General features: G+C 59.0%; 28 protein-coding genes. 11 read left to right on the forward strand and 17 right to left on the reverse strand.

What is annotated here, in order from left to right; all coding sequences use genetic code 11:
• The first annotated feature begins 338 nt into the window (after positions 1-338).
• From ROLI_RS00890 to ROLI_RS00910, 5 genes are read left to right on the forward strand one after another with little or no spacing between them, the layout of a single operon-like run.
• Entirely contained in the window at positions 339-797 is a 459-nt protein-coding gene (locus ROLI_RS00890) for a RidA family protein (RefSeq protein ID WP_187428063.1), read from the forward strand.
• Positions 794-1,561, forward strand: coding sequence for a glycerophosphodiester phosphodiesterase family protein (locus tag ROLI_RS00895; protein WP_187428064.1), 768 nt, complete (start codon positions 794-796; stop codon positions 1,559-1,561). The genes ROLI_RS00890 and ROLI_RS00895 overlap by 4 nt, the downstream gene beginning before the upstream one ends.
• Before the next feature lie 47 nt (positions 1,562-1,608).
• Positions 1,609-2,796 (forward strand): GNAT family N-acetyltransferase, encoded by a 1,188-nt coding sequence (locus tag ROLI_RS00900; RefSeq protein WP_187428065.1) that lies wholly within the window; start codon positions 1,609-1,611, stop codon positions 2,794-2,796.
• Positions 2,793-3,089, forward strand: coding sequence for a 4a-hydroxytetrahydrobiopterin dehydratase (locus ROLI_RS00905; protein WP_187428066.1), 297 nt, complete (start codon positions 2,793-2,795; stop codon positions 3,087-3,089). Before ROLI_RS00900 ends, ROLI_RS00905 begins: the two co-directional genes overlap by 4 nt.
• A 3-nt stretch (positions 3,090-3,092) precedes the next feature.
• Positions 3,093-3,935 (forward strand): mechanosensitive ion channel family protein, encoded by an 843-nt coding sequence (locus ROLI_RS00910; protein WP_187428067.1) that lies wholly within the window; start codon positions 3,093-3,095, stop codon positions 3,933-3,935.
• A gap of 53 nt (positions 3,936-3,988) precedes the next feature.
• Here the strand turns inward: ROLI_RS00910 and ROLI_RS00915 are convergent, their stop codons facing one another.
• A complete protein-coding gene (locus tag ROLI_RS00915; protein WP_187428068.1) occupies positions 3,989-4,477 on the reverse strand; it encodes a peroxiredoxin in 489 nt (162 codons plus the stop codon).
• A gap of 95 nt (positions 4,478-4,572) precedes the next feature.
• Here ROLI_RS00915 and ROLI_RS00920 point away from each other — a divergent pair, with 95 nt between their 5' ends.
• A complete protein-coding gene (locus tag ROLI_RS00920) occupies positions 4,573-5,781 on the forward strand; it encodes an NAD(P)/FAD-dependent oxidoreductase (RefSeq protein WP_187428069.1) in 1,209 nt (402 codons plus the stop codon).
• The gene (rsmD, locus tag ROLI_RS00925) at positions 5,778-6,335 is read left to right on the forward strand and encodes a 16S rRNA (guanine(966)-N(2))-methyltransferase RsmD (protein WP_187428070.1); all 558 of its coding nucleotides are present in this window, start codon (positions 5,778-5,780) and stop codon (positions 6,333-6,335) included. The genes ROLI_RS00920 and rsmD overlap by 4 nt, the downstream gene beginning before the upstream one ends.
• A 4-nt stretch (positions 6,336-6,339) precedes the next feature.
• Here the strand turns inward: rsmD and ROLI_RS00930 are convergent, their stop codons facing one another.
• Positions 6,340-6,480: a hypothetical protein gene (locus tag ROLI_RS00930; protein WP_187428071.1), complete on the reverse strand. Its 141-nt coding sequence runs from the start codon at positions 6,478-6,480 to the stop codon at positions 6,340-6,342.
• 39 nt (positions 6,481-6,519) lie between these two features.
• Entirely contained in the window at positions 6,520-7,338 is an 819-nt protein-coding gene (map, locus tag ROLI_RS00935; RefSeq protein WP_187428072.1) for a type I methionyl aminopeptidase, read from the reverse strand.
• A gap of 170 nt (positions 7,339-7,508) precedes the next feature.
• Between map and ROLI_RS00940 the strand changes: the two genes are divergently transcribed.
• Complete coding sequence (locus ROLI_RS00940) at positions 7,509-7,700, forward strand: hypothetical protein (protein WP_187428073.1); 192 nt, start codon at positions 7,509-7,511, stop codon at positions 7,698-7,700.
• A 70-nt stretch (positions 7,701-7,770) separates the two neighbouring features.
• On the opposite strand, the gene ROLI_RS00945 is transcribed toward ROLI_RS00940, so the two are convergent.
• The 14 genes from ROLI_RS00945 to ROLI_RS01010 form a co-directional block, all read right to left on the reverse strand.
• Complete coding sequence (locus ROLI_RS00945) at positions 7,771-8,073, reverse strand: hypothetical protein (protein ID WP_187428074.1); 303 nt, start codon at positions 8,071-8,073, stop codon at positions 7,771-7,773.
• A 186-nt stretch (positions 8,074-8,259) separates the two neighbouring features.
• Complete coding sequence (locus tag ROLI_RS00950; RefSeq protein WP_187428075.1) at positions 8,260-9,744, reverse strand: phospholipase D family protein; 1,485 nt, start codon at positions 9,742-9,744, stop codon at positions 8,260-8,262.
• 658 nt (positions 9,745-10,402) lie between these two features.
• Positions 10,403-11,617 (reverse strand): 5-aminolevulinate synthase, encoded by a 1,215-nt coding sequence (gene hemA, locus ROLI_RS00955; protein ID WP_187428076.1) that lies wholly within the window; start codon positions 11,615-11,617, stop codon positions 10,403-10,405.
• A gap of 65 nt (positions 11,618-11,682) precedes the next feature.
• The gene (locus tag ROLI_RS00960) at positions 11,683-11,919 is read right to left on the reverse strand and encodes a hypothetical protein (RefSeq protein ID WP_187428077.1); all 237 of its coding nucleotides are present in this window, start codon (positions 11,917-11,919) and stop codon (positions 11,683-11,685) included.
• A complete protein-coding gene (locus ROLI_RS00965; protein WP_262386345.1) occupies positions 11,916-12,641 on the reverse strand; it encodes a CbiX/SirB N-terminal domain-containing protein in 726 nt (241 codons plus the stop codon). Before ROLI_RS00965 ends, ROLI_RS00960 begins: the two co-directional genes overlap by 4 nt.
• Positions 12,625-14,172, reverse strand: a complete 1,548-nt coding sequence (locus tag ROLI_RS00970) for a nitrite reductase (RefSeq protein WP_187428079.1) — start codon at positions 14,170-14,172, stop codon at positions 12,625-12,627. Before ROLI_RS00970 ends, ROLI_RS00965 begins: the two co-directional genes overlap by 17 nt.
• A complete protein-coding gene (gene nirJ / locus ROLI_RS00975; RefSeq protein ID WP_187428080.1) occupies positions 14,147-15,361 on the reverse strand; it encodes a heme d1 biosynthesis radical SAM protein NirJ in 1,215 nt (404 codons plus the stop codon). Before nirJ ends, ROLI_RS00970 begins: the two co-directional genes overlap by 26 nt.
• Positions 15,361-15,852, reverse strand: coding sequence for an Lrp/AsnC family transcriptional regulator (locus ROLI_RS00980; RefSeq protein WP_187428081.1), 492 nt, complete (start codon positions 15,850-15,852; stop codon positions 15,361-15,363). The genes nirJ and ROLI_RS00980 overlap by 1 nt, the downstream gene beginning before the upstream one ends.
• Positions 15,849-16,298 (reverse strand): Lrp/AsnC family transcriptional regulator, encoded by a 450-nt coding sequence (locus tag ROLI_RS00985; protein WP_187428082.1) that lies wholly within the window; start codon positions 16,296-16,298, stop codon positions 15,849-15,851. Before ROLI_RS00985 ends, ROLI_RS00980 begins: the two co-directional genes overlap by 4 nt.
• Entirely contained in the window at positions 16,288-17,334 is a 1,047-nt protein-coding gene (locus ROLI_RS00990) for an Lrp/AsnC family transcriptional regulator (protein WP_187428341.1), read from the reverse strand. Before ROLI_RS00990 ends, ROLI_RS00985 begins: the two co-directional genes overlap by 11 nt.
• 10 nt (positions 17,335-17,344) lie before the next feature.
• Positions 17,345-18,496: a cytochrome D1 domain-containing protein gene (locus ROLI_RS00995; protein WP_187428342.1), complete on the reverse strand. Its 1,152-nt coding sequence runs from the start codon at positions 18,494-18,496 to the stop codon at positions 17,345-17,347.
• Entirely contained in the window at positions 18,496-18,801 is a 306-nt protein-coding gene (locus tag ROLI_RS01000; protein WP_338469219.1) for a cytochrome c, read from the reverse strand. Before ROLI_RS01000 ends, ROLI_RS00995 begins: the two co-directional genes overlap by 1 nt.
• A gap of 4 nt (positions 18,802-18,805) precedes the next feature.
• Positions 18,806-19,603, reverse strand: coding sequence for a uroporphyrinogen-III C-methyltransferase (gene cobA / locus ROLI_RS01005; protein ID WP_187428084.1), 798 nt, complete (start codon positions 19,601-19,603; stop codon positions 18,806-18,808).
• Positions 19,604-19,698: 95 nt separating this feature from the next.
• A complete protein-coding gene (locus ROLI_RS01010; protein WP_187428085.1) occupies positions 19,699-21,441 on the reverse strand; it encodes a nitrite reductase in 1,743 nt (580 codons plus the stop codon).
• A 129-nt stretch (positions 21,442-21,570) separates the two neighbouring features.
• Here ROLI_RS01010 and ROLI_RS01015 point away from each other — a divergent pair, with 129 nt between their 5' ends.
• From ROLI_RS01015 to ROLI_RS01025, 3 genes are all read left to right on the forward strand, one after another.
• A complete protein-coding gene (locus ROLI_RS01015) occupies positions 21,571-23,541 on the forward strand; it encodes a NosR/NirI family protein (RefSeq protein WP_187428086.1) in 1,971 nt (656 codons plus the stop codon).
• Between the two features lie 23 nt (positions 23,542-23,564).
• Positions 23,565-23,942, forward strand: coding sequence for a cytochrome c family protein (locus ROLI_RS01020; protein WP_187428087.1), 378 nt, complete (start codon positions 23,565-23,567; stop codon positions 23,940-23,942).
• An 84-nt stretch (positions 23,943-24,026) separates the two neighbouring features.
• Positions 24,027-24,479: a cytochrome c gene (locus ROLI_RS01025; protein WP_187428088.1), complete on the forward strand. Its 453-nt coding sequence runs from the start codon at positions 24,027-24,029 to the stop codon at positions 24,477-24,479.
• The last annotated feature ends 8 nt before the right edge of the window (positions 24,480-24,487 follow it).

The following is a 24,487-nucleotide window of genomic DNA, read 5'->3' on the forward strand; positions in this document are numbered from 1 at the left end:
GGGCACTGTAGCGCGGAAGTATCGTTAAGGTCCACAAGGCCCGCGACCATTTGCTATTTATGAGCAAAATTATGTGCGTAGGGTAAAGAACGCGGCATGTAACTGCGCGCGATTGTCATCAAAAACAGCAGAAATTGCACGTAAATGTGACCCCGGTCCCGCAACACTGTGCTTAGGTGTCACCGGGGGGTGTCCGGCCATACGGTTTGGGGGGCCCTTGAAACAAGCCGCTCGAGGTGATGCAAGCACAGCGCGTCAACATCAAATTGCACCTGAACGAAGAATCCCCCATTACTTTGTGGCACAGCCCAAACCACCCAAACCAAAGGACACCAGAAATGAGTTTTGCTTCCCGTCTCGCCGAGCTTGGCGTTACCCTCCCGGACGCGCCCGCGCCCGCGGCCAATTATGTGCCCTTCGTCAAATCAGGCACCACGCTTTATGTCTCAGGGCAGATTTCGAATGATGCGGACGGTTTTGTGACCGGTAAACTGGGCGCAGATATGGAAATCGACGCAGGGGCGGCTGCGGCAAAGCTCTGCGCGATCAGCCTTCTGGCACAGGTCAAGGCGGCATGCGACGGGGATATTGATCGTTTGGTGCAAGTCGTCAAATTGACCGCCTTCGTGAATTCTACCGCCGATTTTACCGACCAGCCGAAGGTGGTCAACGGTGCCTCCGATTTTCTGGTCGAGGCTCTGGGCGATGCCGGGCGTCACGCGCGCTCTGCCGTCTCAGCAGCGTCGCTGCCTTTTGGCGTGGCGGTTGAGATCGAAGGAATCTTCGAAATCAAATGAGAGTGGCGCTTCCCAAGCCGTTCCTTCAGGTCCCTCTTGCGCATCGTGCGTTGCATGATGTGTCAAAGGGGCGGCCCGAAAACAGTCGCGCGGCGATCCGTGCGGCTGTTTCGGCGGGATATGGCATCGAGATCGACGTGCAGCAAAGCGCGGATGTGCAGGCGATGGTGTTTCACGACTACGCTCTGGACCGACTGGCTGAGGCTGAGGGGCCAGTTCGCGCCAAAACGGCACAGCAATTGCAACAGACGCGATTGCGTGGAGGCGATGAGGGCATTCCCGATCTGGGCGACGTGCTAAAGCTCGTCTCGGGTCAGGTGCCGCTGCTGATCGAAATCAAGGATCAGGATGGCGCGATGGGCCCGAATGTGGGACCCTTGGAAGGCGCTGTCGCAAAGGCGCTTCACGGATATGAGGGGCCTGTTGCGGTGATGTCTTTCAATCCGCATTCCGTAAAGCACATGGCCGCAATATGCCCCGACATCGCGCGCGGCATCGTCACCGAATCCTACATGGAGGCGGATAGTACGTTGCCGGTGGAGGTGCGGGAAAGCCTGCACGCCATTTCGGGTTACGATACCGCCGAGTGCAGTTTCATCAGCCACGACATGCATGACCTGAGCCGCCCGCGTGTCGCCGAGTTGCGATCACGAGGGGCCGCAGTACTGTGCTGGACGGTGACATCGCCGCAGGATGAGGCCGTCGCCCGCAGGGTTGCCCAAAACATTACCTTCGAACAGTACCTCGCGCCGTTTCCGGCTTGAACCTGCGCGCAGTGGCCACAGTTTAAGAAAAGGTAGGGCAGGGGTCGATGCAGGAACAGGAATTTGAAATCAGGATTATCCCGTCGTTGCAGGCAATTGCGCCGCTAGATTGGGATGCATGTGCCTGCCCGGAAGCCGCTGATGGCGCGCGACCCAATGATCCGTTCACCACGCACCGGTTCCTGAGCGCGTTGGAGGCCAGCGGATCGGTTGGCGCGGGCACCGGCTGGCAGCCGCAATACCTGACGGCCTATGTCGCGGATCAATTGATCGGTGTGGCCCCGATGTATGTGAAATCCCACAGCCAGGGTGAATATATATTCGATCACAACTGGGCGCATGCCTATGAGCGGGCCGGCGGGCGGTATTATCCCAAGTTGCAGGTGGCCGTGCCGCATACGCCGGCCACGGGGCGCCGCCTTCTGGTGCGTCCGGGTTTTGAGGAGGCAGGTCAGGCCGCGTTGATCCAGGGCGCCGTGCAGCTCGCCGATACCAACAATATCTCATCGCTGCATGTGACGTTTTGTACCGAAGGCGAAGCGCGGCGGGGCGAGGCGCTTGGCCTGATGTTGCGCAAGACCCAACAGTTCCACTGGAGCAATCCGGGATACGCTGATTTTGACGATTTTCTTGCCTCGCTGAGTTCGCGTAAACGCAAGAACATCCGCAAGGAACGCGCACAGGCACAAGAGTTCGGCGGCGAAATCCACACGTTTTCAGGCGATGATCTGCGGTCTGAGCATTGGGATGCCTTCTGGCAGTTTTATCAGGATACGGGCGCGCGCAAATGGGGCACGCCTTACCTCACCCGCAAGTTCTTTGACATTGCACAGGAGACCCTGCGCGATGACATGGCGCTGGTGTTGGCCGAGCGGAACGGGCGTTGGGTTGCGGGCGCGTTGAACTTTATCGGCGCTCAGGCGTTATATGGCCGGTATTGGGGCTGCGCGGAGCATCACCCCTGCCTGCATTTCGAACTGTGCTATTACCGCGGGATCGACATTGCGATCGAACGCGGCCTCAAACGGGTCGAGGCGGGGGCGCAGGGGGAGCATAAATTGGCACGTGGGTATTTGCCCACACCGACGTGGTCGCTGCATTGGGTCAATGATCCCGGCTTTGCTAATGCGATTGGCAGCTATCTCAAGGCTGAACGCGATGCGGTGGACGAAGAGATCAACGTTTTGACGGAATATGGCCCTTTCAAACGGGCAGAAATCGAGGAACAGGAATGACAGAGAAATTAAGCGATGAAACACGCGGACCCTTGCTGGAACCGCTTTTCGCCACGGGCTGGGAAATGGTGGAGGGGCGCGATGCCATCAAGAAAACGTTCGTTTTCAAGAACTTCGTCGAGGCTTTCGGCTGGATGACCCGCGTGGCGATCTGGGCGGAAAAATGGGACCATCACCCGGAATGGTTTAACGTCTACAAGACCGTGGATGTGGTGTTGAGCACCCATGATGTGGGTGGTATCAGCGCGCTCGATGCCAAACTGGCGCGCAAGATGGATAACCTGGCGGAGTAAGACGTGAACGATATACTACAGACTGAAATCTGGCAGGGCAAAACCCTGGCGGATCTGCTGACCTTGGAATTTCTGCTGGGGGCTGCGGGATCCGTCTTTGCCGCCATCGCCATTCTATTTGTCGGCTGGACGATTTCGGCATGGCTGCAACGGCGCGTCAAGGCGCTTGGCAACAGGCACGCCCATCTGGACGACATGCTCTTTGACTTTCTGGCGTCGATTGTGCGCTATGTGGTCTTGGGGTTCACGTTCCTTTTTGTGTTGAACACATTTGGCGTTCAAACCACCTCTGTCATTGCGATCATTGGTGCGGCGGGTCTGGCCATTGGTCTGGCGTTGCAAGGCACCCTGTCCAACATCGCGGCGGGGGTGATGTTGATCCTTTTCCGCCCGATCAAGCTGGGCGATTTCGTCGATGTCGGCGGGACTATGGGCAGCGTCAAGGCGATTAACCTGAACTTTACCGAACTGGCGGATGTCAGCAATGTGCAGGTGATCATTCCCAATTCGCAGGTCTGGGGCAATGTGATCACCAATTACTCCAGCAACCCGACGCGGCGGGCGGAATGGACGTTTGGCGTGGGGTATGGCGTCAATCTGGCCAAGGCGGAAAAGATCATTCTCGACACCATCATGGCCGATCCGCGTTCCAAACAGGATCCCGAACCGTTCATTCAGGTCAATAATCTGGGTGCAAGTTCTGTTGATTTTCTGGTGCGTGTCTGGGTGGATGCGTCTGAATTCTTTGCCTATCAGGCGGATATGAAACGCGCGGTCAAAGAGGCGCTGGATGCGGGCGACATCGACATTCCGTTTCCCACAACGACGATCGTGCAGGCGTCCTGACGGTTGGACAGGACGGAAAAAGGCCCGGAATTTTGCTCCGGGCCTTTTGTCGTTTACATATTGGCCAGCAAGGATTCCCCGGCGGACACCTCACAGGTGCCGGGGCTATCTTCTTCTTGCAAGAGCGTAACCTTGCCATCCTCAACCAGCATCGCATAGCGTTTGGACCGCGCGTGCAACCCGGCGGGGGGCGCGTCGAAATCCATGCCGATGGCTTTGGTGAACGAACTATCCGCATCACCCAACATTGTGATCCCGGCCGCCGCAGCACCGGTGGCTTCGCCCCAGGACCTCATCACGAAGGGGTCATTGACCGACACACAGATGATCTCATCCACGCCTTTGGCATCGAACTGATCCTTGGTGCGCACAAAGCTCGGCACATGCGCGGAATGACATGTTGGGGTGTAAGCGCCCGGCACCGCAAAGATGACAACCTTGCGACCTCTGGTCTTTTCGCTCAATGGCACGGCCGCCGGCCCGTCCGGGCCAAGCGCCACCAGTGTCGCGTCGGGAAGTTGGTCGCCTTGTGAAATGGTCATAGCATATGCCTTTCTTGCAATTGCGTTTATCGTTGATCAGGATATAGGCTGCGGGCTGGGCAGGGGCCAGAAGATTTGTTGAACCCGGAGGACGCATGCGCCAAATTATCGTGATCGGAGCCGGGCAGGCGGGGGCATCCTGCGTCGCCAAGCTACGCAATGACGGGTGCCGGGATCGTATCACGTTGATCGGTGCCGAGCCGGTTTTGCCCTACCAGCGCCCGCCGCTGTCCAAGTCCTATCTGATGGGGGAGATGGCTCTGGAAAGGCTCTATCTGCGGCCCCAGGCATTTTACGACGATCATGATATCAGCCTGCGCATGGGCGTGGCGGTGACGGGGATAAACGCGCGGGCACAAACCGTTTCACTGGGCGAAGAAACACTGGAATATGACGCGCTGGTACTGAGCACCGGATCGGTGCCCCGACGTTTGCCCGCAGCGGTGGGCGGGGAGCTTAACGGCGTGTTCGTGGTGCGCGATCTGGCCGATGTGGACGCTATGGCCCCGCGGTTTCAGGCGGGCAGGCGGGTTTTGATCGTTGGCGGGGGTTACATCGGTTTGGAAGCGGCGTCGGTCGCGGCCAAGCTGAGCCTTGAGGTCACGCTCGTGGAAATGAGCGAACGTATCCTTCAACGGGTCGCCGCCCCGCAAACCAGCGATTATTTCCGCAATCTGCATCGCGCGCACGGGGTCGACATCCGCGAGGGCGTCGGGCTGGATCGGTTGACAGGTGCGGGCGCGGTTGATGGGGCGCTCCTGAGCGACGGCACCCGCCTGGATGTGGATTTTGTGATCGCAGGGGTCGGTATTGCACCGGCAACCGCGCTGGCCGAGGTTGCGGGGCTGGAGATCGAAAACGGGATCAAGGTCGACGCCTATGGCCATACATCGGCTTCGGGTATCTGGGCCGCAGGCGATTGTACGTCCTTTCCCTATCAAGACGGGCGCATCCGGCTTGAAAGTGTGCCTAACGCCATCGAACAGGCTGAAATTATTGCGCAAAACATCATGGGGGCGGATAAAGTATATACGGCCAAGCCATGGTTCTGGTCTGACCAATATGACGTGAAACTGCAAATCGCCGGGCTCAACACAGGCTATACCGATGTCGTAAGCCGTATCGGGCAGGGGCAAACGGCGTCTTTCTGGTATTACCGCGACGCGACGCTTTTGGCCGTGGATGCGATGAATGATCCACGCGCCTATATGGTCGGTAAACGCCTGATCGAGGCGGCAAAGACGGCGGATCCGGCAATTGTGCGCGATCCCGCCGCCGATCTGAAACAGCTTTTGAGCGCGTGAGGATCATTGCTGGACAAAACCGTGGCACGGCCCTCGCCAGTGTTGGCAAGGGGGACAAAGGCGCGCATCTACGCCCGACGACGGACCGGGTGCGCGAGAGCCTGTTCAGTGTTCTGACGCATCATGATGTGATTGCGGGTGCGCGCGTGCTTGACCTTTTTGCGGGGACGGGGGCTTTGGGTCTGGAGGCGCTGTCGCGCGGGGCCGCGCATGTGACATTTGTCGATGACGGGCGGATCGCGCAGACCCTTATTGCTCAGAATATCGCCAAGCTGCGGGCCGAAACCGCGACGCGTTTGATCAAGCGGGACGCAACGCATTTGAGCCTGTGTGATAAGGCACCCTACCACCTGGTGTTTCTTGATCCGCCCTATGGCAAGGGCCTTGGGCAAAGGGCGCTATCGCAAGCGGACACGATGGGCTGGCTTGCGCCGGGCGCATTGATTGTTTGGGAAGAAGCAGCGCCAATGGCTGCGACGCAAGGCTTTGAGCCGGTCGATCAGCGTAAATACGGCGACACCCACGTCACCTTGCTGTCGAAATCAACCTCGTGATCTGTTAGGCTGCACATATGATTGCAGATGGTACGTTCTTCTTCTGGCCAAAGGCGGCCCGCGCGCGCAGCCCTTCAAAGCCGCCGAAACCACGCTCCTCCCCTGTGTTCATCGGCGATTGCATCCAGCCGTGGGGAGGCGACACGATGCTCCTGCATCTGTGGCGCAGGGATGAAAAAGACGATCAGCCCTCTGAGTAGGTCGGGTGGAACATGTCTTTGGGTGAGAGCGTGAAAATCTCAGCGCCCGAAGATGTCACGCCGATGGAATGCTCGAACTGCGCCGAAAGGGATTTATCGCGCGTGACGGCGGTCCAGTCATCCGCGAGTGTCTTGGTTTCCGGACGTCCCAGATTGACCATCGGTTCAATGGTGAAGAACATCCCCTCCTCCAGCACGGCACCGCTTCCAGGGCGACCGTAATGCAGCACGTTGGGCGGCGCATGAAAAACGCGCCCCAACCCGTGACCACAGAAATCCCGGACCACCGACATGCGCTGGCTCTCCACGTAGGTCTGAATGGCGTGGCCGATATCTCCAAACGTCTTGCCGGGTTCAACGGCCTCAATCCCGCGCATCAGCGCATCATGCGTGACCTCTATGAGCCGTTCCGCCTTGCGCGGCAGTTTGCCTGCAACATACATGCGGCTGGTGTCCCCGAACCATCCCTCCACAATCACCGTGACATCGATGTTGAGAATATCGCCATCCTTGAGGGTTTTCTCGCCGGGGATGCCGTGGCACACGACGTGGTTCACGGAGATGCAGCTGGCGTGTTTGTACCCCTTATAGCCGATGGTCGCAGAGGTCGCGCCGGCATCGTGAACCATCTGTGTGATCACCTTGTCGATCTCGGCGGTGGATTGCCCGACGAAAACATGCGCTGCGATTTCGTCCAGAATATGCGCGGCCAAGGCACCCGCAGCATGCATCCCGGCAAAATCCGCCTGATCGTAAATGCGAATGCCGTCTTTGGTATGACGGCCGCGAAGGTCTTCGTTCACGCAACTGCTCCTTCATCTGTCTTCTGTGGCTTTTAACGCGCAAAATCCAAGAGGGCCAGAGGGTCCCGTGATCGAATTCTGTGCGAGCCTTTCATCGAAAAACCGATCTTGCGGTATTTGAGTGAGATGGGGGATTTCAAACCCGCTTTTGCACAGGCAAAGCAGTGGTTTTGAAAACGCCAACAGCGCGCCGTGCTTTGCGGCGCGCTGGCATTTGGTGGCGCAACGATCAACGGCCGGAAATAAAAGAGCCGGCTCAACCGGAAAAGAACTTGTCGAGTGAAGAGCGCATCGTGCCGGTGCCGATTTTTACAGGGCCGTGTATTGTCATCCAGCGGGGCATGATTGTTGTCGAGCATTGATCTGGTGCGCTGTCAGAAATCCGCCGGGCTCCATCGCCCGAGGGGTGCATGTCATTCGGATAAACACGTTTTATGGCTGAGCTAAGTCGATTATGGTCCGCTTTCGCTTGCCGGATAACAGCGCACCCGCGTCCCGAAATGCAATTTTCTCCGGATCACGCGGATCACGCGGATCACCCAATACATTAACTTTCCCGCCATCGGGCCATGTCGGCCTGATCAGATATGATTGCCGGACAGCTTCAAATACACTGCAATGTGACGGTTCTTGACGTCGTAGATAATACGCGCTCTGCGTGATCCGCAGCGCGCTGTACGAAAACTCTGCGCGATGAGCTTCCATCGAGCCGCTATTGTCTTCAAAGATGACCATCGCGCTAAACCCCTTCGTTCTGGCGGAAAGTAACGCATTGATTTCGCTAGGGTTCCTCAAATTGGAAAAACTTTTAAGCGGTACGGGCTCATCGCCGCATTGCTTGTCGGGCTGCTGACAATCCCTATGCTCGGGCGCGATGCCAGCGGTGGGCGGTCGCGCCAACGCTTTTGGCTCGGATCCGGTTCAAACCACGTTTTCAGTGACGCCTGGCAGTGGCTGGTTGTGATCGGACATGTTGTAGGGGTCATGCGATACCAGGAAACCGGATCGGCTCTCAGGTTGGCGCACCGTATTGCGGGCCACTTCACGGCACCACCACTCTGCCGCCGTCCCCACCGCCCGCGCCTCTGAGGGGGGTGCTGTCCACCAATGTTCGTTGATCGCGTGCCAGAGTTGGGAAACCTGCGTTTTTTCGTCCAGACGCAGGGCGGCCTCCGTATCCCAGCGCATGGATCGCCCGTTCATATTGGCGGAGCCGACCAGAGCCATGCTGTCGTCCTTGATCAGAACCTTGCTGTGGACATAGATGATCGGAGAGCCTGCCAGAACAGAAGCTGCTTCGCGCGCCGCAAGACGTTTTTGAACCGGCGAGGCGATGCAGAGGCGCTCGCCAAATGCGTCGATGATGCGGTTGGTACAATCCGATTGCAGCGCCATCCCGTATTTTGCGTCCAGATCGAAACTGCGTCCGAAGGCGACATCATCGGGCAGTGCGGGCAGCACAAGGATTACTCTCAGATCAGGGTTTCGCCGCGCCGCCCGCGCCAAAGCACGCGCCAGAATAGTGGATCGGAAATACTGCGTTTCCAGATAGAGGAACTGGTGCGCGGTCTCGAAGGCGTGAATGTAATCCTCCTCAATCTCGCGCAGCACCGTTTGGGGTGAGAGCGCCCAGAAGCCAAACTTGCGGGGCGCAGAAAGAGTCCGGCGGATCAGCTTGCTCTCCGGGGGCACCACTTCTCCGGTGATCTGATCCAGAAACCCATCAATGTGGCGCGCCGCCTCGGTGGCGGCCGCACCGCGCATCATGATCTGCACATCCATCCATGTTTGGCGCGATGGCTGGTCATGGCTGGGCGTGTCAAACCGGCGTTCATTGAGGTCAAGCCCGCCGATGAACAGGATTTCCCCGTCGATCACAGCGATTTTCTGGTGATGCGTCACGGTGTGGATATCGGGCACTTCACGCGGATCCACGCCGACGGCCGGGCGTGTCAGCCGGGCGGGGTTCAGCCGCTGTGCACCGTGGCGGGCCTTGCGCAGCAGGAACGGTAGCAAGGCGAGCCGCGGTATGGTGCCCGCCTGTGCAGGATGCAGCGAGGAAATGACCTCAAATCGTTCGCGAGCGTCGTGCGACAGTATCTCGCGCATCCCTGCCGCCTGCTTCAGGCTCTTTTGCGTCATCTCGTGCAGGGGGCGTCCGACGATCCGGTCAAAGTCGCTGAGCACCAGTCGGAAACTGACCCCCCTGGCGAGCACATGAAGGATCAGGTCTGCCCATGTCTTCCCGATGTCGAGGGCTTCAGGACTGCGCAACCGGGTTGCGAAATTGAAAATTCTGAAACTTGCCGTGATGCGGCTCCGCGCTGCAAGCACTGCACGTTCCATTTCCGGCCAGGCCTGCTGCGCCGTGATCAGAACTGCAAAATCATCTGTTTGGCTGGTCATCTTTGAAAACACCCTGTCACGCAATGAGCCCATCCTCTTGCGATTGATTGCGGAGCGAAAGGGTTAATTTCTCCCTCATGAAATGCGCTGCCACATGGGTAACCACCAAATGTGCCGCCTGCCGCGCGTCCGGGACAAACCTGTCGCGAACCCCGAAAAGTGATATAGTCCTATAGTGCTCGACGACCAGGCTCACCGACGCAACGTCACCAACGCGCGCTCTGTTTTTGGAAGTACCCTAGGTCGGCAAATGATGCGTTTTGCGCAACGTAACGAGGATCCCCTGTACGGTGTCGATTGCTTCGGCAGGGCGTGAATTTACGCAACAACGGGAGAGCCGCTTTTATGCTTTCCAGAGAGCTGGGCCGCAACGCTGCGCCGCGCATCGCGCTTGCGCGTCACCCAGCCGCAAATGCAATCGTTGTCATTTTTGCAATGTCGATCCCGGTCCCTGGTTCGGCAAAGGTCAGAAGCCAAGGAGCCATAACCACATCTTAGGACGGTCCCTCTTGAAGTTGTTCTGTGCCTGATGCGGGGTCCGGTTCGACAGATACTTAGAACTGGGCCAATTGATGACCTCTTTTGAGCGCATCGAAGCATAGACGTTCCGCGCGTTAAGGACCGGCTTTCGCTCGTTATCGAACAGGGGAGCTGACCGTCACGCCACCGCTCTGTTCAAGGCGCATTGCGACCATAGATCAGATAACGCCGCAACAAGACGCTCGATATCGGCATCGGTGTGCAGGGGCGAGGGTGTGATGCGCAAACGCTCGCTGCCTTTTGGCACGGTGGGATAGTTGATCGGCTGAACATAGATGCCATGCTGTTCCAACAATGTGTCACTGAGGAATTTCGCTTTGAACGGGTCGCCGACCATAACCGGTACGATATGGCTGGGGTTGTCCAGATGCGGCAGACGCAGGGCATCCAGACGCGCGCGTAGCTTGGCCACATTGGCCTGTTGTCGCCTGCGTTCCAGATCGCTGCGACGCAGGTATTGGATGGAACTGAGCGCGCCCGCAGCCAAGGCCGGCGGCAGTGCCGTGGTAAAGATGAACCCGCTGGCAAAGGAGCGCACGAAATCACAAAGTGCTGTTGAGGCGGCGATGTAACCGCCCATCACGCCGTAGGCCTTGCCCAATGTCCCTTCGATCAGGGACACACGATGTGCCAACCCGTCGCGTTCTGCGATGCCCCCACCTTGGGGGCCATAAAGGCCAACCGCATGGACCTCATCCAGATAGGTCATGGCCCCATGCGCCTCGGCCACGTCGAGGATTTCACCGATCGGCGCGATATCACCATCCATCGAATAAACCGATTCAAACGCGATCAGGCGCGCCCCATCGGGGGGCAATGCCGCGAGCTTGCGGTTGAGATCCTCCGGGTCGTTATGTTTCCAGATCACCTTGTTGGCACGGCTATGGCGGATACCTTCGATCATGCTGGCGTGGTTCATTTCATCCGACAGGATCGTGCAGTTTGGCAAATGCGCACCCAATGTGCTTAGGCTCGCCCAGTTCGACACATACCCGGAGGTGAACAGAAGCGCGGCTTCCTTGCCGTGCAGATCCGCCAGCTCGCGTTCCAAGGCGACATGCTGTGTTGCTGTGCCGGAAATATTGCGCGTGCCGCCTGCGCCCGCACCATCTGACAGAACCGCATCGGCAATGGCTTGGCGCACGAAACCCGCCTTGCCCATTCCCAAATAATCATTTGAACACCAGACGGTGACGTCGCGCGCAGGCCCCCGCCCATGCATTTTGGCATATGGCGCATGACAGGCATCGCGTTCCAATTCCGCAAAGACGCGGTAATTCCCCTCTGATTGCAGCTGCTCCAGTTGGTCATTGAAAAAAGCGTCGTAGTTCATGCAGGTGTCTCCCGTGGGGTTTTAACCATCAAAACGGCGGGCGGCGGCAATGGCCTTGACCTTGGTCAAGTCCCTGCGTCTGCCTCATCCATTAAATGGCGCGCCCAACGCCCCGAGGCCCATGCGGCTGGCACACCGAGGCCGATGGACCATTTCAGGGCGGTAACCGGATCGAGTGGTTCCAGACCGAAGACCGGTAACAAAAGGCTCAGCATGAACAGGTTGATCGCGACCGCCCCGGCCGCAAAGGGATAGAGCAACAGCGCCAGTTTCCAGACCGGCCAGGGGCGAGGCTCGCTCATGCGGCCTGAACCCGGAGCAGGGGGGCAATCGCCGCCAGTGCAAGGGCAGGTGTGTCCGGCCAGACCCCAACGGGATCGAGCACGGGCCCGCTGAACCCTGCCGCTTCCAACGCGTCGGGAAGATCGCCCATGACATGGCCCGCGCGTGCAGCGAAAAAGGGCAGAACAATGGCCGGACCCTTGATGGATTTCGCGACATCGCGGATCGCAGGCGGCTCATCCACGTAACAGGGATGGATCGCTTTGAAAGGGCCTTGATACGCCAGCAAACGCGCCGCCGCTTCGGTCGCCGCGCGCGGATTGGTGCTGGAGGGTGAGCCATGCGCGGCGAGGATGACGCTTGTCTGCGCCTCGGCCCAGCCCAACTCCCGCAGCCTTGCGTGCAGATGATCATACATCAATTGCCCGATACCCGGCATAAGCCCCATCGGCAGGGTTGCCTGCCATGTCCCAAGCCCGGCAGCCGCCAGCCGTTTGGGCAAATGTGTGCCCACGAACCAACCATCCGACATGAACCAAGGACAGACAATGGGGTTTTCAAGACCCTCAACCGCGCGCTCCAACGCCCCCTTGGCCGCCAGGGTGGCACCGCGCACTTGCGTATCGGGCATCAGCGCCTGCAAACGGCAGGCCAGATCCCGCACGGCGATCTCCTGGCTCACCGGATGGGACGGCGCGCCATGCGATATGACGAGCACTGCGCGGTTAATGGCTGGTGCCATCGGAAAAGGTAATCTTGTTGAAAACATTGTATTTTCCTGATGGTTTGCTCATGGGCAGGCGCTTGACTTCTTCCAACGTCTGCGCGTCATAGATGATGATTGCGCCGTCATTCTCCCACAGGCTGACCAGCGCATATTGCCCGTCGCGGTCAAACTCGACATGGGCGAGGGTTTTGCCGGGGACGGGTCGCAGGGTCTTGACGATCTTCAGCGTGTTCTTGTCGATGACATGCATTACGTCACGATTTGGTCCGAAAAACACATCTGCCCAGAGGTAGGGCGAATTTTCATGGCTGCGCAGGAAAAACCCCGGACCGTCCGTGTCGATCTGTGTCAGGATTTCCCAATTCTGGATGTCGATCACCGACAGCTTGGCCTCGCGCAGATGCGGCGTGGCCATGACGCGGCGCCCCTGATATTCCCACGAAATACCCGAGCCCAGATGCGGCAAGCCGGAGAGCGGCAATTCATGCGTCTCGCGCCCCACGTTCAGGTTGACCACGACGCCGCGGTCGCTGTCACGCGCGGCCCCGATCAGAAAACGGTAATCCGGCGTGAAAAAGAAATCATCCAGCGGTTCGCTGACCTCGATGCGGCGGCGTGCGAACAGGCCTTCCGAGGAGGCGATGGCCTCGACCATGCCTTTTTCGCGGCTGTGCACGAAACCCTCATAGACGGGGTCGGCGTTGGGGTCGGTGGCGATCTCCCAGATCTCGGGGATGTCTTTCAGCGCAAGGATGAAACTGTCGCGCTGCGGGGCCTGATAGACGGCAGAGACCCGCGAGCTTTCCCCCTCCTTGCCCACCACATCGAATATCCTTTGCACCGATAAATCCGCCGTGGACAGAATGGTCAGGCTATGGGGCAGGTAATTGGCCACGGCGAGGTATTTGCCGTCCTTGGACATGGCGATGTTTCGGCTGTTGACGCCAGCGCGCAGACGCGCGACCTCCTGCATTGACCACAGGTCGATCTTTTGCACCCAACCGTCGCGCGACATCACAAAGGTGAACCGCCCATCGGGGGTGAATTTCGGGCCACCATGCACCGCCAGCGGGGTCGGCAGGCGCGCGAGCACGTCGAATGTATCGCCGTCCAGCACGCTGATATGATGATCACCGGTTTCCACCACAACAAAGAGATTGAGCGGGTCGGCATCGTGTTGCGGCGCGTCCGGGGCGACATAATCGGGGTTCACCTCCAGCGTGTCGGCAATGCGCGCCGCGTCCCAGACCGGGATTTCCGGTAGGGGTGTGTGCAGATAGGCGGCCAGTTCGGCGATATCCTTCGCTGTGATCTGCGCGCTGAAACCTGGCATCTGCGTGCTGATGCGTCCCTTTGCAATCACCGCCTCCAGCTTGTCGCCTTTCAGGCGGCGCAGGCTTTCAGGGATCAGCGCGGGACCAAGGCTGCCCAGACGGTCATCGCCGTGGCAGACCGCGCAATGGGTGCCATAAAGCACGGCGGGTTCGCCCTGTGCGCTCAGCGGTGTGAGCGCCAGCAGGCTAAGTGAAATTATGCGCCGGATCATGTCGCCTCCCGGTGAATTTGCGCAACGCGACGCGGGAGGCATCGCCCGTGTCCAGCCCTATTTCCGCATCGTTGAGATAGCAGGCGGGGTCTTCCTCCCAAGGGTCCCCCGTCAGTTGCAATGCGCGAATGCGCGTGTTCCCACCACAGACGGATTGATGCGCGCAGGCTCCGCAGCGCCCCTTGAGCGGACGGGGTCGCGTGCGCAGTAATGCCAGCATCTCGTCCGGGCCGGTCCAGAGGTTGGAAAACCTGTCGGTCTTGACGTTGCCGACGGTATAATCGGACCAATAGGTATCGGGATGCACCTTGCCGGTGGGGTCAATATTGGCCACGCCAACGCCGGATGAATTGCCGCCCCAGGCCTGCAAATGCGCCGTCAGATGGTCGATTTTTTCGGGCGCAAAACGCGCGCTGGCCCAGTTCAGAAACCGCACGGCGTCGGCGTCATTATTGCCCGTCACCACCTCGAAATGTCGCCCGGCCTGAGGGGCCGACCATGCGCGCTCGATCAGAACATCCACGCAAGCACGAGCCCGCGCATGGCCTGCATCCTCGCCCCGGTTCTTGTTGCCACGTCCGGCGTAAACCAGATGGGACATGTAGAATTTGTCGATCCCTTCAGCCTCACAAAGGTCCAGGATCGCGGGTAATTGCTCGGCGTTATCCTCGGTGGGCGTAAAGCGCAGACCCACTTTGATGCCTTTTTCCTTGCACAGACGCGCACCGTTCAGAGCCTCATCAAAGGCTCCTTCCTGCCCGCGAAACCAGTCGTTCGTTGCCCCCACACCGTCGATGCTGATGCCGACATAGTTGAACCCGATGTCGGCAATCTTTTCCACCGCCTCGGCGTCAATGCGCGTGCCATTGGTGGACAGCGCGAGATAGCGAACCTTTTTGCGCGCATATTGCGCCAGCTCATAGATATCCGCGCGCGACAGCGGCTCGCCCCCCGACAGGATCAGCGCCGGGATCTTGAAATCTGCCAGATCATTGATCACGCCCATCGCCTGCTCGGTGGATAACTCACCGGGAAAGATATTATCTGAGGAAGTCGTATAGCAGTGACGGCATTTCAGATTGCACCGCCGCGTCAGGTTCCAGATCACCACGGGACGCACCGGACCGCGCCGCGGCCGTGGCGGGGTCGGTGTGATCAACTGTTCCATATATTGTGTCAGTCGAAACATCAGTTCGCTCCTTTGGCAGACAATCGCAGCCCGGTCTTTTTGAGAATTGCGGTGGAATAAAGCACGTCATGCGCACGCACTGCCGGTCCCAGAAGGCGCGCGATATACTGGCGTTTTTCCTCGACCTCCTGGCGGGTTGATCCATGCAGCATGGCAAAGAGGTTGTAAGGCCAGACCGGCCTTTTGCGCGGCCGCAGGTAACAATGCGTCACGTCTTCCATGGCACCGACAAGCGCGCCCAGTTCTTTGGCCTCAGCGTCGTCAATGTCCCAAACGGTCATGCCATTGGCTGACATCCCCAGCTTGTAGTGATTGGGCGCAATGCCAACCCGCCGGATGATGCCCTGCGCGAGCAATTCATCCAGGCGCTCCATTACATCGGTTTCCTGAATGCCAAGCGTTTCGGCGATTTGTGCATAGGGTTGTGCCACCAGCGGCAACCCCGCCTGGCAGGCTGTGATCAGGGCGCGGTCCTGGGATGACAGGCTCATGCCGCCACCCGGAAACCGATGAAAAACTCCTTGAGTTTGGGGAATTGATAGACTGGCAGACCGGTAACCGCCTCGATACCCGCCGCCACCTCTGCGATGCCCTCAGGCGTTTCGGTGGCCAGTACGAACCACATGTTCAGCCGATGATCGCGCGCGTAATTATGCGCCACTGCGTCAAATCCGTTCACCGTTTCGGTCATCTCTTCGAACTGCGCTTGCGGAATTTCCATTGCACAAAGGCAAAACGCCCCGCCCATCGCGGCCGCGTCCAGAAACGGACCAAACCGTGTGATGATACCGCCCTCTTTCAATCGGGCAAGCCGTGCGATCAGCTCATCTTCTTGCAACCCGAGGCCCTTGGCCGCAATGGCGAAAGGGCGCGGCGCGATTGGAAAGCCGGTCTGCAAAGTGTTGATGATGCGTCGATCCGTGTCGTCAATCTCCATCGGGTCCCCCGGTTAAAATACCTGTTTGCGGCCCTGTTGGCATGCCGTTTGGTTCGGTTTTTGTAACAGGGACATTGATCAAGGCACCGCGCTGGCGAAAACAACGTGTGCTGAACAAAACACGATATGGGTAAGGCACCATATGTGCGGCCACGCGCGCCTGGCTGAGGACGTCGAGCGTTTCGGCCCGGCTGCGACCGTGGATCATGCAATAGAGGGTGTAGGGCCATACATCCGGTACGGCGCGGCGTTCATAACACAGCGTCACGCCTTGGACGTCGGTTAACGCGCGACCGCAGGCCTCGATCTCTTCGGGCGGGACCACGAAAACGCACATGGCATTGGCACGCCAACCCAGAGCGCGGTGGCGCACGATCACGCCGATACGTGACAAAATGCCAGCCTCGGCCAAAACCCTTACCCGTTCCAGTATGACAGCTTCGTCTTGGCCCAACCGTGCGGCCAGTTCCGCAAAGGGGTAGGCCGTGGCGTTCATGCCTTCGGACAAGGCCTGCATGATGGCGCGGTCGTTCTGGCCAATCTCGATATCGGTATTAACCGCGCGCGGTTGTGGCAGGCTGTTGGACCCATCCAATGCAAACCCAAGATCCACATTAAAGGGGCGCTCCAGTCGCAGATCCAGCACGCGCAAGCCCGTCTGCTGTGTGATCCGGGACAGGATATCATTTACAAAGGCGCGCGTCGGTCCGGTGGCCACGAACCAGATGTTCCATTTGTTTTCACGCTCATAGGAGTGGTTAACGCCGGTCTGGGCATTGATCACCGCCGCGACCTCTTCGATCTGATCCGCGGGGGCGGCAACCGCCGCGAGGGTGCTGGCGGCCAGCGTGTTAGGGCGGCAGGTAGCCCCGATCCGGCTGATAGCACCGGTTTCCAGCAGGTTCTGCAACCGCTCGATGATCCGCTCTTCGGATGTTTCAAGGCGGTTGGCGATCTCCTGAAAAGGGCGCGACACCAGCGGCAATGCGCGCTGCCAGTCGTTCATCAACCTCCAGTCCAGCCCGTCCAGCGTCATGTCGTTCCTCTCAAAGCCCAATGCGATGCGCCCTTGCTGTGAAAAAGATCCCCGAAGGGGTTTGCGCAGGAATTTCGCCGATTTTCTCGAAGGTATGCGTGTCATAAATGTCGATGCGATTGGCATCGCGCACAGAGACCCAGACCCGATGCCCACGCGCGCTGAATTCCATGTGCAGAACCGCAGGACCGGGTTTGAGGGTGTGCAGGATCTCGCCCGAGGCCGCTTCGATCACCTCGATCGTGTCGTTATTGGGGTGGGCGTAGTTCACCCAGACGTGCCGTCCATCAGGGCGCGCGACGGCAAAGACAGGCTGGCCATGGGTTTTCGTGCGGCCCAGTTCGGTCAGGCGCTGCGCATCCAGCCAGAGCACCTCATGACGGCCCACCGCCGGAAGGGCAAAGCGATCCCCCGCCAGCGCCCAACCCTCAAGATGGGGCATCTTGTAGACCGGAAGTGGCTCTTCTCCGTGTCCGTATCCCGGCAGAACGCGTTGAACGGTTGGGGTTTCAGACCACAGATCGAGCGTGCTCAACCCATCCTCGCCAAACAGGCCGACGATGTAACGCCGCCCGTCGCCCGTGATCAGCGCGTCGTAAGGGTTCACCCCCATACCGGTGATTTTCGTGACCTCGGGCGCGGCCCCGGACATATCGGCGATCCAGGTTTCACCGCTGTCCCACATCGAGAACACGAACCGCCCACCGGGTGCGTCCACGAGACCGATGGTTTTGGAGCCTGTCGGAAAATCCGCAACCAGATCGAGCGTTTCGGCATCAAAAACCCGCACGCCGCCTGGTTCGTAGTTGGACACGGCCACCAGAAGTCCGTCATCGGAAATGGCACCGCCGATGGAATTACCCGCCTGCATCACCCGACCTGCGATGGTTTGCGTGACCAGATCGAGCTTGGTCAGGCCCCCGTCACGGCCAAAAATAAAGGCATAACGCTCATCGGGTGAAAAAACCGCGCTGGCATGGGAGAGATCACCGAAACCCTCAACGCGCGCGAGCACATCCATATCGGATTGATCCACGATGAGAACGGAGCCGGTGGTGCGTTCGATGACCACACCCAGATCGCCGGTCGCATGGACGGCGAGCTGCGCAATGGCCCCAAGGGTCAGCGTCAGATATATCACAAGAGCACTCAGCAGACGCATCATTCGTTGACCTCCAATAGGTAGGCGGCGATCCATTTGGCCTCTGTTTCACTGAGCAAGGGACGCCAGGACGGCATGGCAGTGCCGGGGATGCCGTCCAGAACGATGGTTTGCAGGCCCTCAACCGTGCGGCCTTTCAGCGCCTCAGGCGTTATCGCGCGGCCCAGACCGCCGGTGAGGTTCAGGCCATGGCAGGAGCCGCAATCCTGTGTGATCAGATGCGCGAGCTGTTCCTGTCGCGACAGCGATAGGCTGCCCGCCCAGAGAGGAGGCGCACAGAGTGCAATTACAAACAGGATTGCCACGCCTCTAACCATGCAACACCCGTTGCAATTCAGGTGCTTGCAGGATCGTATCCGCGCTGTTGGTCTGATCCAGAAGGCTGACGACCTGTCCGATGATGAACAGAACCGGACCGGGAACGGGGATCGTCGCGCGCTTGATCTGCAAGGCACCCAGATGCGTCACCAGCCGGCTTTCGTTGGGGCGGGTGCCGTTGGCCACGACCAACACGGGGTGATCTTGGGGTAGGCCATGGCTGATCAATTCGCGGGCGATCTGTTGCATGTTCGCGTGGCCCATGTAGACCACAAGCGTGGTCTGCGCATTGGCCAACCCAGCCCAGTCCAGATCCAGCGGGCGGTTGGCCTGGCAATGACCGGTGATGAAACGGACGCTATTGGCGAGCCCGCGATGCGTCAGCGGCACGCCGGTGGCCGCAGAAATGCCCTGAGCGGCCGTGATGCCCGGCGCATAGCTGACCGCAATTCCGGCGGCGCGCAGAACGGCGGCCTCTTCCGAGCCACGCCCGAACACCATGGGATCACCGCCCTTGAGGCGCGCCACGGTGGAGCCCTGTTCTGCCAGTTTCAGTAACAGCGCATTGATTTCCGATTGCGGGACGGGGTGATGATCGGGCTTTTTACCAACATCTATACGCCGCACACCCGCCGGGATCAGCGCCATGATATCGCACGACACCAGCCGGTCATGTACCACCACATCTGCCGATTGCAGCATCCGCAGCGCCTTGATCGTGAGCAGGTCGGGATCACCCGGCCCCGCACCCACCAGAAAAACCTGACCCCTGTTCATTTTCTTGAGCATGTCGCGTCCTCGTTCAATGGTTTGCAGCCCCCTAAGGGCTGAAAAGGGCGCGGCAAGCGGGAGAAACTTGCCACGCCCCATTGGCGCGTTGTGTCTTAGTAAACGTCCGCGCGTGTGTTGAAGACGTTGAACTTGCCGGTCGGTGTGATGAGACGTTCGTCCTTGATCACATGCTTGAGTTCCAGCGTCTTGTCATCGACCACAACGATGGCCGATTCCAGATCCGCCGCGTTCCAGATCGAAAACCAGATCTCATTGCCCGCCTGGTTGAATTCGCCCTGGACAACACGCGGCTGACCCTCGGCAATCCCGGCCCATTCTACGAGCGGCAGAACGGTGTATTCAGGCTCCTCCTGATCCAACTCGTCGATCTTGAAGACCGCAACCGATCCGGAGGTTTCCGCATCCGGGTTCAGCGTCGCATCCACATAGAGGTGGTTCGATGTCGGGTGCGATTTCACAAAGAGCGATCCACCGCCAAGCGCATAAAGCTGCTGCACCATCTTCCAGGCATGATCCGGGTTGCCCTCGGGGTCTGTCCCGATCAGCGCGACGGTATCATCCCCAAGGTGTGATGTTGCCCATACGGGTCCGTAGGTTGGGTGGTTGATATTGGCACCGCGACCGGGGTGCGGTGTTTCGCCTTCGGTCTCAATCACCGCGACCTTCTTGCTCTCCTTGGTGTCGATCACAACGATCTTGCCACGCGCATTGGCCGCCGTCAGGAAGTAGCGTTGCGTGCTGTCCAACCCGCCATCATGCAGGAAGCGTTCCGCGTTGATCTCGGTAATTTTCAGCGCGTCGATGTCGGAATAATCCACCATCATGATCTTACCGGTTTCTTTCACATTGACGAGGAATTCAGGCTTGTAATGCGATCCCAGAATGGCCGCGACACGAGGTTCGGGATGGAATTCCTGTTCATCATAGGTCATGCCGCGCGTTGATTTGATACGCAGAGGTTCCAGCGTGTCACCGTCCATGATCACGAATTGCGGCGGCCAATAGGCACCTGCAATGGCGTATTTATCCTCAAAGCCCTTGAACTTGGAGGTCTCGACCGATCGCGCTTCCGAGCCGACCTTGATTTCGGCAACGGGACCGGGGTTTTCCATCCACAGGTCGATCATCACAACCTTGGCATCGCGACCGATCACGAACAGATAACGCCCGGATGCAGAAATCCGGCTGATGTGAACCGCATATCCGGTATCGATGATCGTTTTGATCTCATAGCTCGCGCCATCAATCAGGGCGATCTGGCCCGCGTCGCGCAGCGTCACCGAAAAGAGATTATCGATATCGATATCGTTCATCTTTTCCGTGGGCCGGTCTTGCGGTGCCACGATCACGCTCCAGCTTTCGCGCATTTCCGCCATACCCCATTCCGGCGGCACGGCAGGTTCAAGCAGCAGATAACGCGCCATGGCGTCCACCTGCTCTTCGGTCATATCGCCCGAGGTGCCCCAATTGGGCATGCCCGCAGGCGAGCCATAGGTGATGAAGTCGCGCAGATATTCAAACCCGTTTGGCCGGGTGATGTCCGTCGTCAGAGCCTTGCCTGTCGCGCCCTTGCGCAACACACCGTGGCAGCCCGCGCAGCGTTGGAAGTAAATCTGATTCGAGGATTGATATTCGCTGGGCGTCATCACCGGATCGCCCGGTTTTCGACCTGGAATTTCGACCTCAATCTGACCCAGAGTCGTCAGGGAAGGCTGGTAGGCCGCCGAAGCGTCATCCCCATGATCCGCTGGCTTTTCCTGTGCAAGCGAAAAACTGGCAGTGAGCGATAACAAAGCACCGACGGCAACAGAACGTGTGAGGATTGAAAGGGACATATTTCGGCTCCAATTTTGGAAAATTCTATGTGTGTAAGGCTGGGCGAGAGGGGCACGTTCCAGCCTTGACTTTGGTCAAGACGATTGCCCGCCATGCCCTGCAAGGTTGGTTTCAGGGAGAAAACCCGCATGAAAAACCGCGCGCTGTTTATTGTGATTGCGTTCTTTTTGAGCGCGGTTTCTGCATGGGCGGACAGTGGGCTCGACCTTGGTGACGCCCGTGATTTGCTGGGCCTCCAAGAGCCTGAAATAAGCATCCAAGAACAGGTTGAACCCCTTCCGGTCTGGCAGGTGACATCCGCCGTTGATGGCCGCGTGCTGGGCAAAATCGGCTCCACTTGGGAGATCCTGGGCTCGACGGGGTATTCGGGCAAACCGCTGGATATTCTGGTCGGTGTGGATGCTTCAGGCATCATTACCGGTGCCAGGCTGATTGCCCATGCCGAGCCGATTTTGACCTTGGGGATTTCGGATCAGGATATCGCGGATTACGTTAACCGGTTCGCGGGCCTGAACATGGGTCCGCAGGGGATGGAAGGCAGCCCCCCCGATATCATCAGCCGCGCGACCGTTTCCACAGGCGTCATTCGCGATTCCATCCTGCATACCGCGCGGGTGCTGGCCCATGCGGATCATGGGGGCTTGGAGCGTGTGCGGTTTCAATCGGCCAATTGGGCGGCCCTGAGCCGTCTTGACGCCTTTGCCACGCGCTCTGTCACCTTGCGCGATGCCCGCGCGGCGCTGCCGGATGCATCTCCGCCGATCCCCGATAAAGACGGCACGTTCCTGGAGGTCTGGGTCAGCGTGCTGGACCCCGCGACGATCGGGCAGAACCTGCTTGGCGCGGCGGGTTTTCACCGCGTGATGGCCGCGCTGCCTGCGGATCACGACGCGTTGCTTGTGGCCAGCCGGGGGCTGCACTCCCATCGTGGCACGGCTTGGCGCAGGTCCGGGGTGTTTGAGCGCATCGTGCTGGAACAGAACGGGCAACGCTTCGTGCCGGGCTCGGACGGCTACCAGCGGCTGGACCAGTTCGAACCCGGTGACGCGCCGGACGTCAAAGAGGCGAGCCTTTTCGCAATCCCGCGCGATCAAATCAACCTGGCCGATCCGTTCACGCTGACAATCATCGCCACGCGCGGCGCGGCCAGTTTTGAGATGCCCGTGGCCGTGGCCCTTGGTGAGGCATTCTTGAAACCCGCCACCGCACTACCCACACCCACGCTTGTCTGGCGCGCGGCATGGGTGACAAAGAAATGGTCGGTTCTGGGGTTGAGTTTGATGCTGGGCACGCTGTTCATGATCCTGCTCTTTCAGGACGCCTTCGTGAAACGCCCGCGCCTTTGGCTCTGGACCCGGACGGCATTTTTAACCGTCACCTTTGTCTGGCTCGGGCTCATTCTGGGCGCGCAGCTTTCCGTCGTGCAGGTCGTCGCCTTCGCACATTCACTGCTGAACGGCTTCAAATGGGACGTCTTCTTGATGGAGCCGTTGATTTTCGTGCTCTGGGGGTTCACCGCGTTGGGTCTGTTGTTCTGGGGCCGGGGGGTATTTTGCGGCTGGCTCTGCCCGTTTGGCGCATTGCAGGAGCTGTCAAACCAGGCCGCGCGCCGTCTTGGGATCAAACAAATCACCGTCCCGCCTGCCGTGCATGAACGGCTTTGGGTCATCAAATACACGCTCTTTCTCGCGATCCTGGGGTTGTCATTCTACTCCATGACGGACGCGCTCATTCTGGCCGAAGCAGAGCCTTTCAAAACGGCGATCTCCTTGCGTTTCATGCGCAGTTGGCCATTTCTGCTTTTTGTGGGCGCGATCCTTTTCGCGGGGCTTTTCGTTGAGCGTGCCTATTGCCGTTATCTCTGCCCGCTGGGTGCGGCTCTCGCGATCCCGGCGAAGTTAAAAATCTTTGACTGGTTGCGTCGTCGCCCGCAATGTGGTCGTGAATGTCGCCTGTGCGAACAACATTGTACGGTTGGCGCAATTGACCCGCTGGGACGAATCAATCCCAATGAATGCATCCTCTGCCTGCGCTGTCAGATGATCTTCCACGAGCCGCACACCTGTACGGTTCTCAAACGCCGCAATCGCGCGGCATAAACATGATCTGAAAGGATAAATACATGTTCCATAAACTCTCAATCGGCCTGCTGGCCCTGACGATCGCGACCCCCGCGCTGGCATCGGGTGACGCTGCAAGTGGCGAAAAGGTCTTTCGCAAATGCAAGGCCTGCCACGCCGTGGGCGAAGACGCTAAGAACAAGGTCGGACCGGCTCTGAACGGCATCATTGGCGCGGCCGCAGGGGCCAATGCCGATTTCAAATACTCCGATGCGCTGATGGAAAAGGCCGCAGGCGGTCTCGTCTGGACCGAAGAGGAAATGACCGCGTTTCTAACCAAACCCAAAGAATACCTGCCAAAGACCAAGATGAGCTTTGCCGGTTTGCGCAAAGAAGACGACGTGGCGGACGTTATTGCCTATCTGGCGACCTTCAACTGAGGGCTGCTTGACTTTCGTTAAGGCGGCCGCGCGCCGCCTTGACCACTCTTGTTCCTATTGGCCTGCTATCAAAAGGAGCAAAGGATGCGTGACGTTCTCACGACTTCCATGGCCCGCAACATATTCTATGGCGGGTCACTGTTTTTCATTCTCATCTTCGTCGGTCTGTCGGTGCATTCGCACTATTACATCGTCAACACCTCCACGAATGCGGCGACCCTTACGGATGAGGTCGCCCACGGCAAGCATCTGTGGGAGCGCCATGGCTGCGTCAATTGCCATACGATCCTTGGGGAAGGTGCCTATTTCGCCCCTGAGCTTGGCAATGTGATGACCCGCTGGGGTGTTGAGGACGATCCTGAAGCCGCCTTTGAGACCCTCAAAGGCTGGATGGACGCCATGCCCACGGGCATTGAAGGGCGCCGTCAGATGCCGAACTTTGGCCTTGAGGACGACGAATACCGCGCGCTGAGCGAGTTCCTTTTGTGGACCAACACGATCCGCAATCAGGACTGGCCCCCCAACGACGCAGGATAAGGAAAACC

It is taken from the genome of Roseobacter fucihabitans (genome assembly GCF_014337925.2).
GTDB lineage: Bacteria > Pseudomonadota > Alphaproteobacteria > Rhodobacterales > Rhodobacteraceae > Roseobacter > Roseobacter fucihabitans.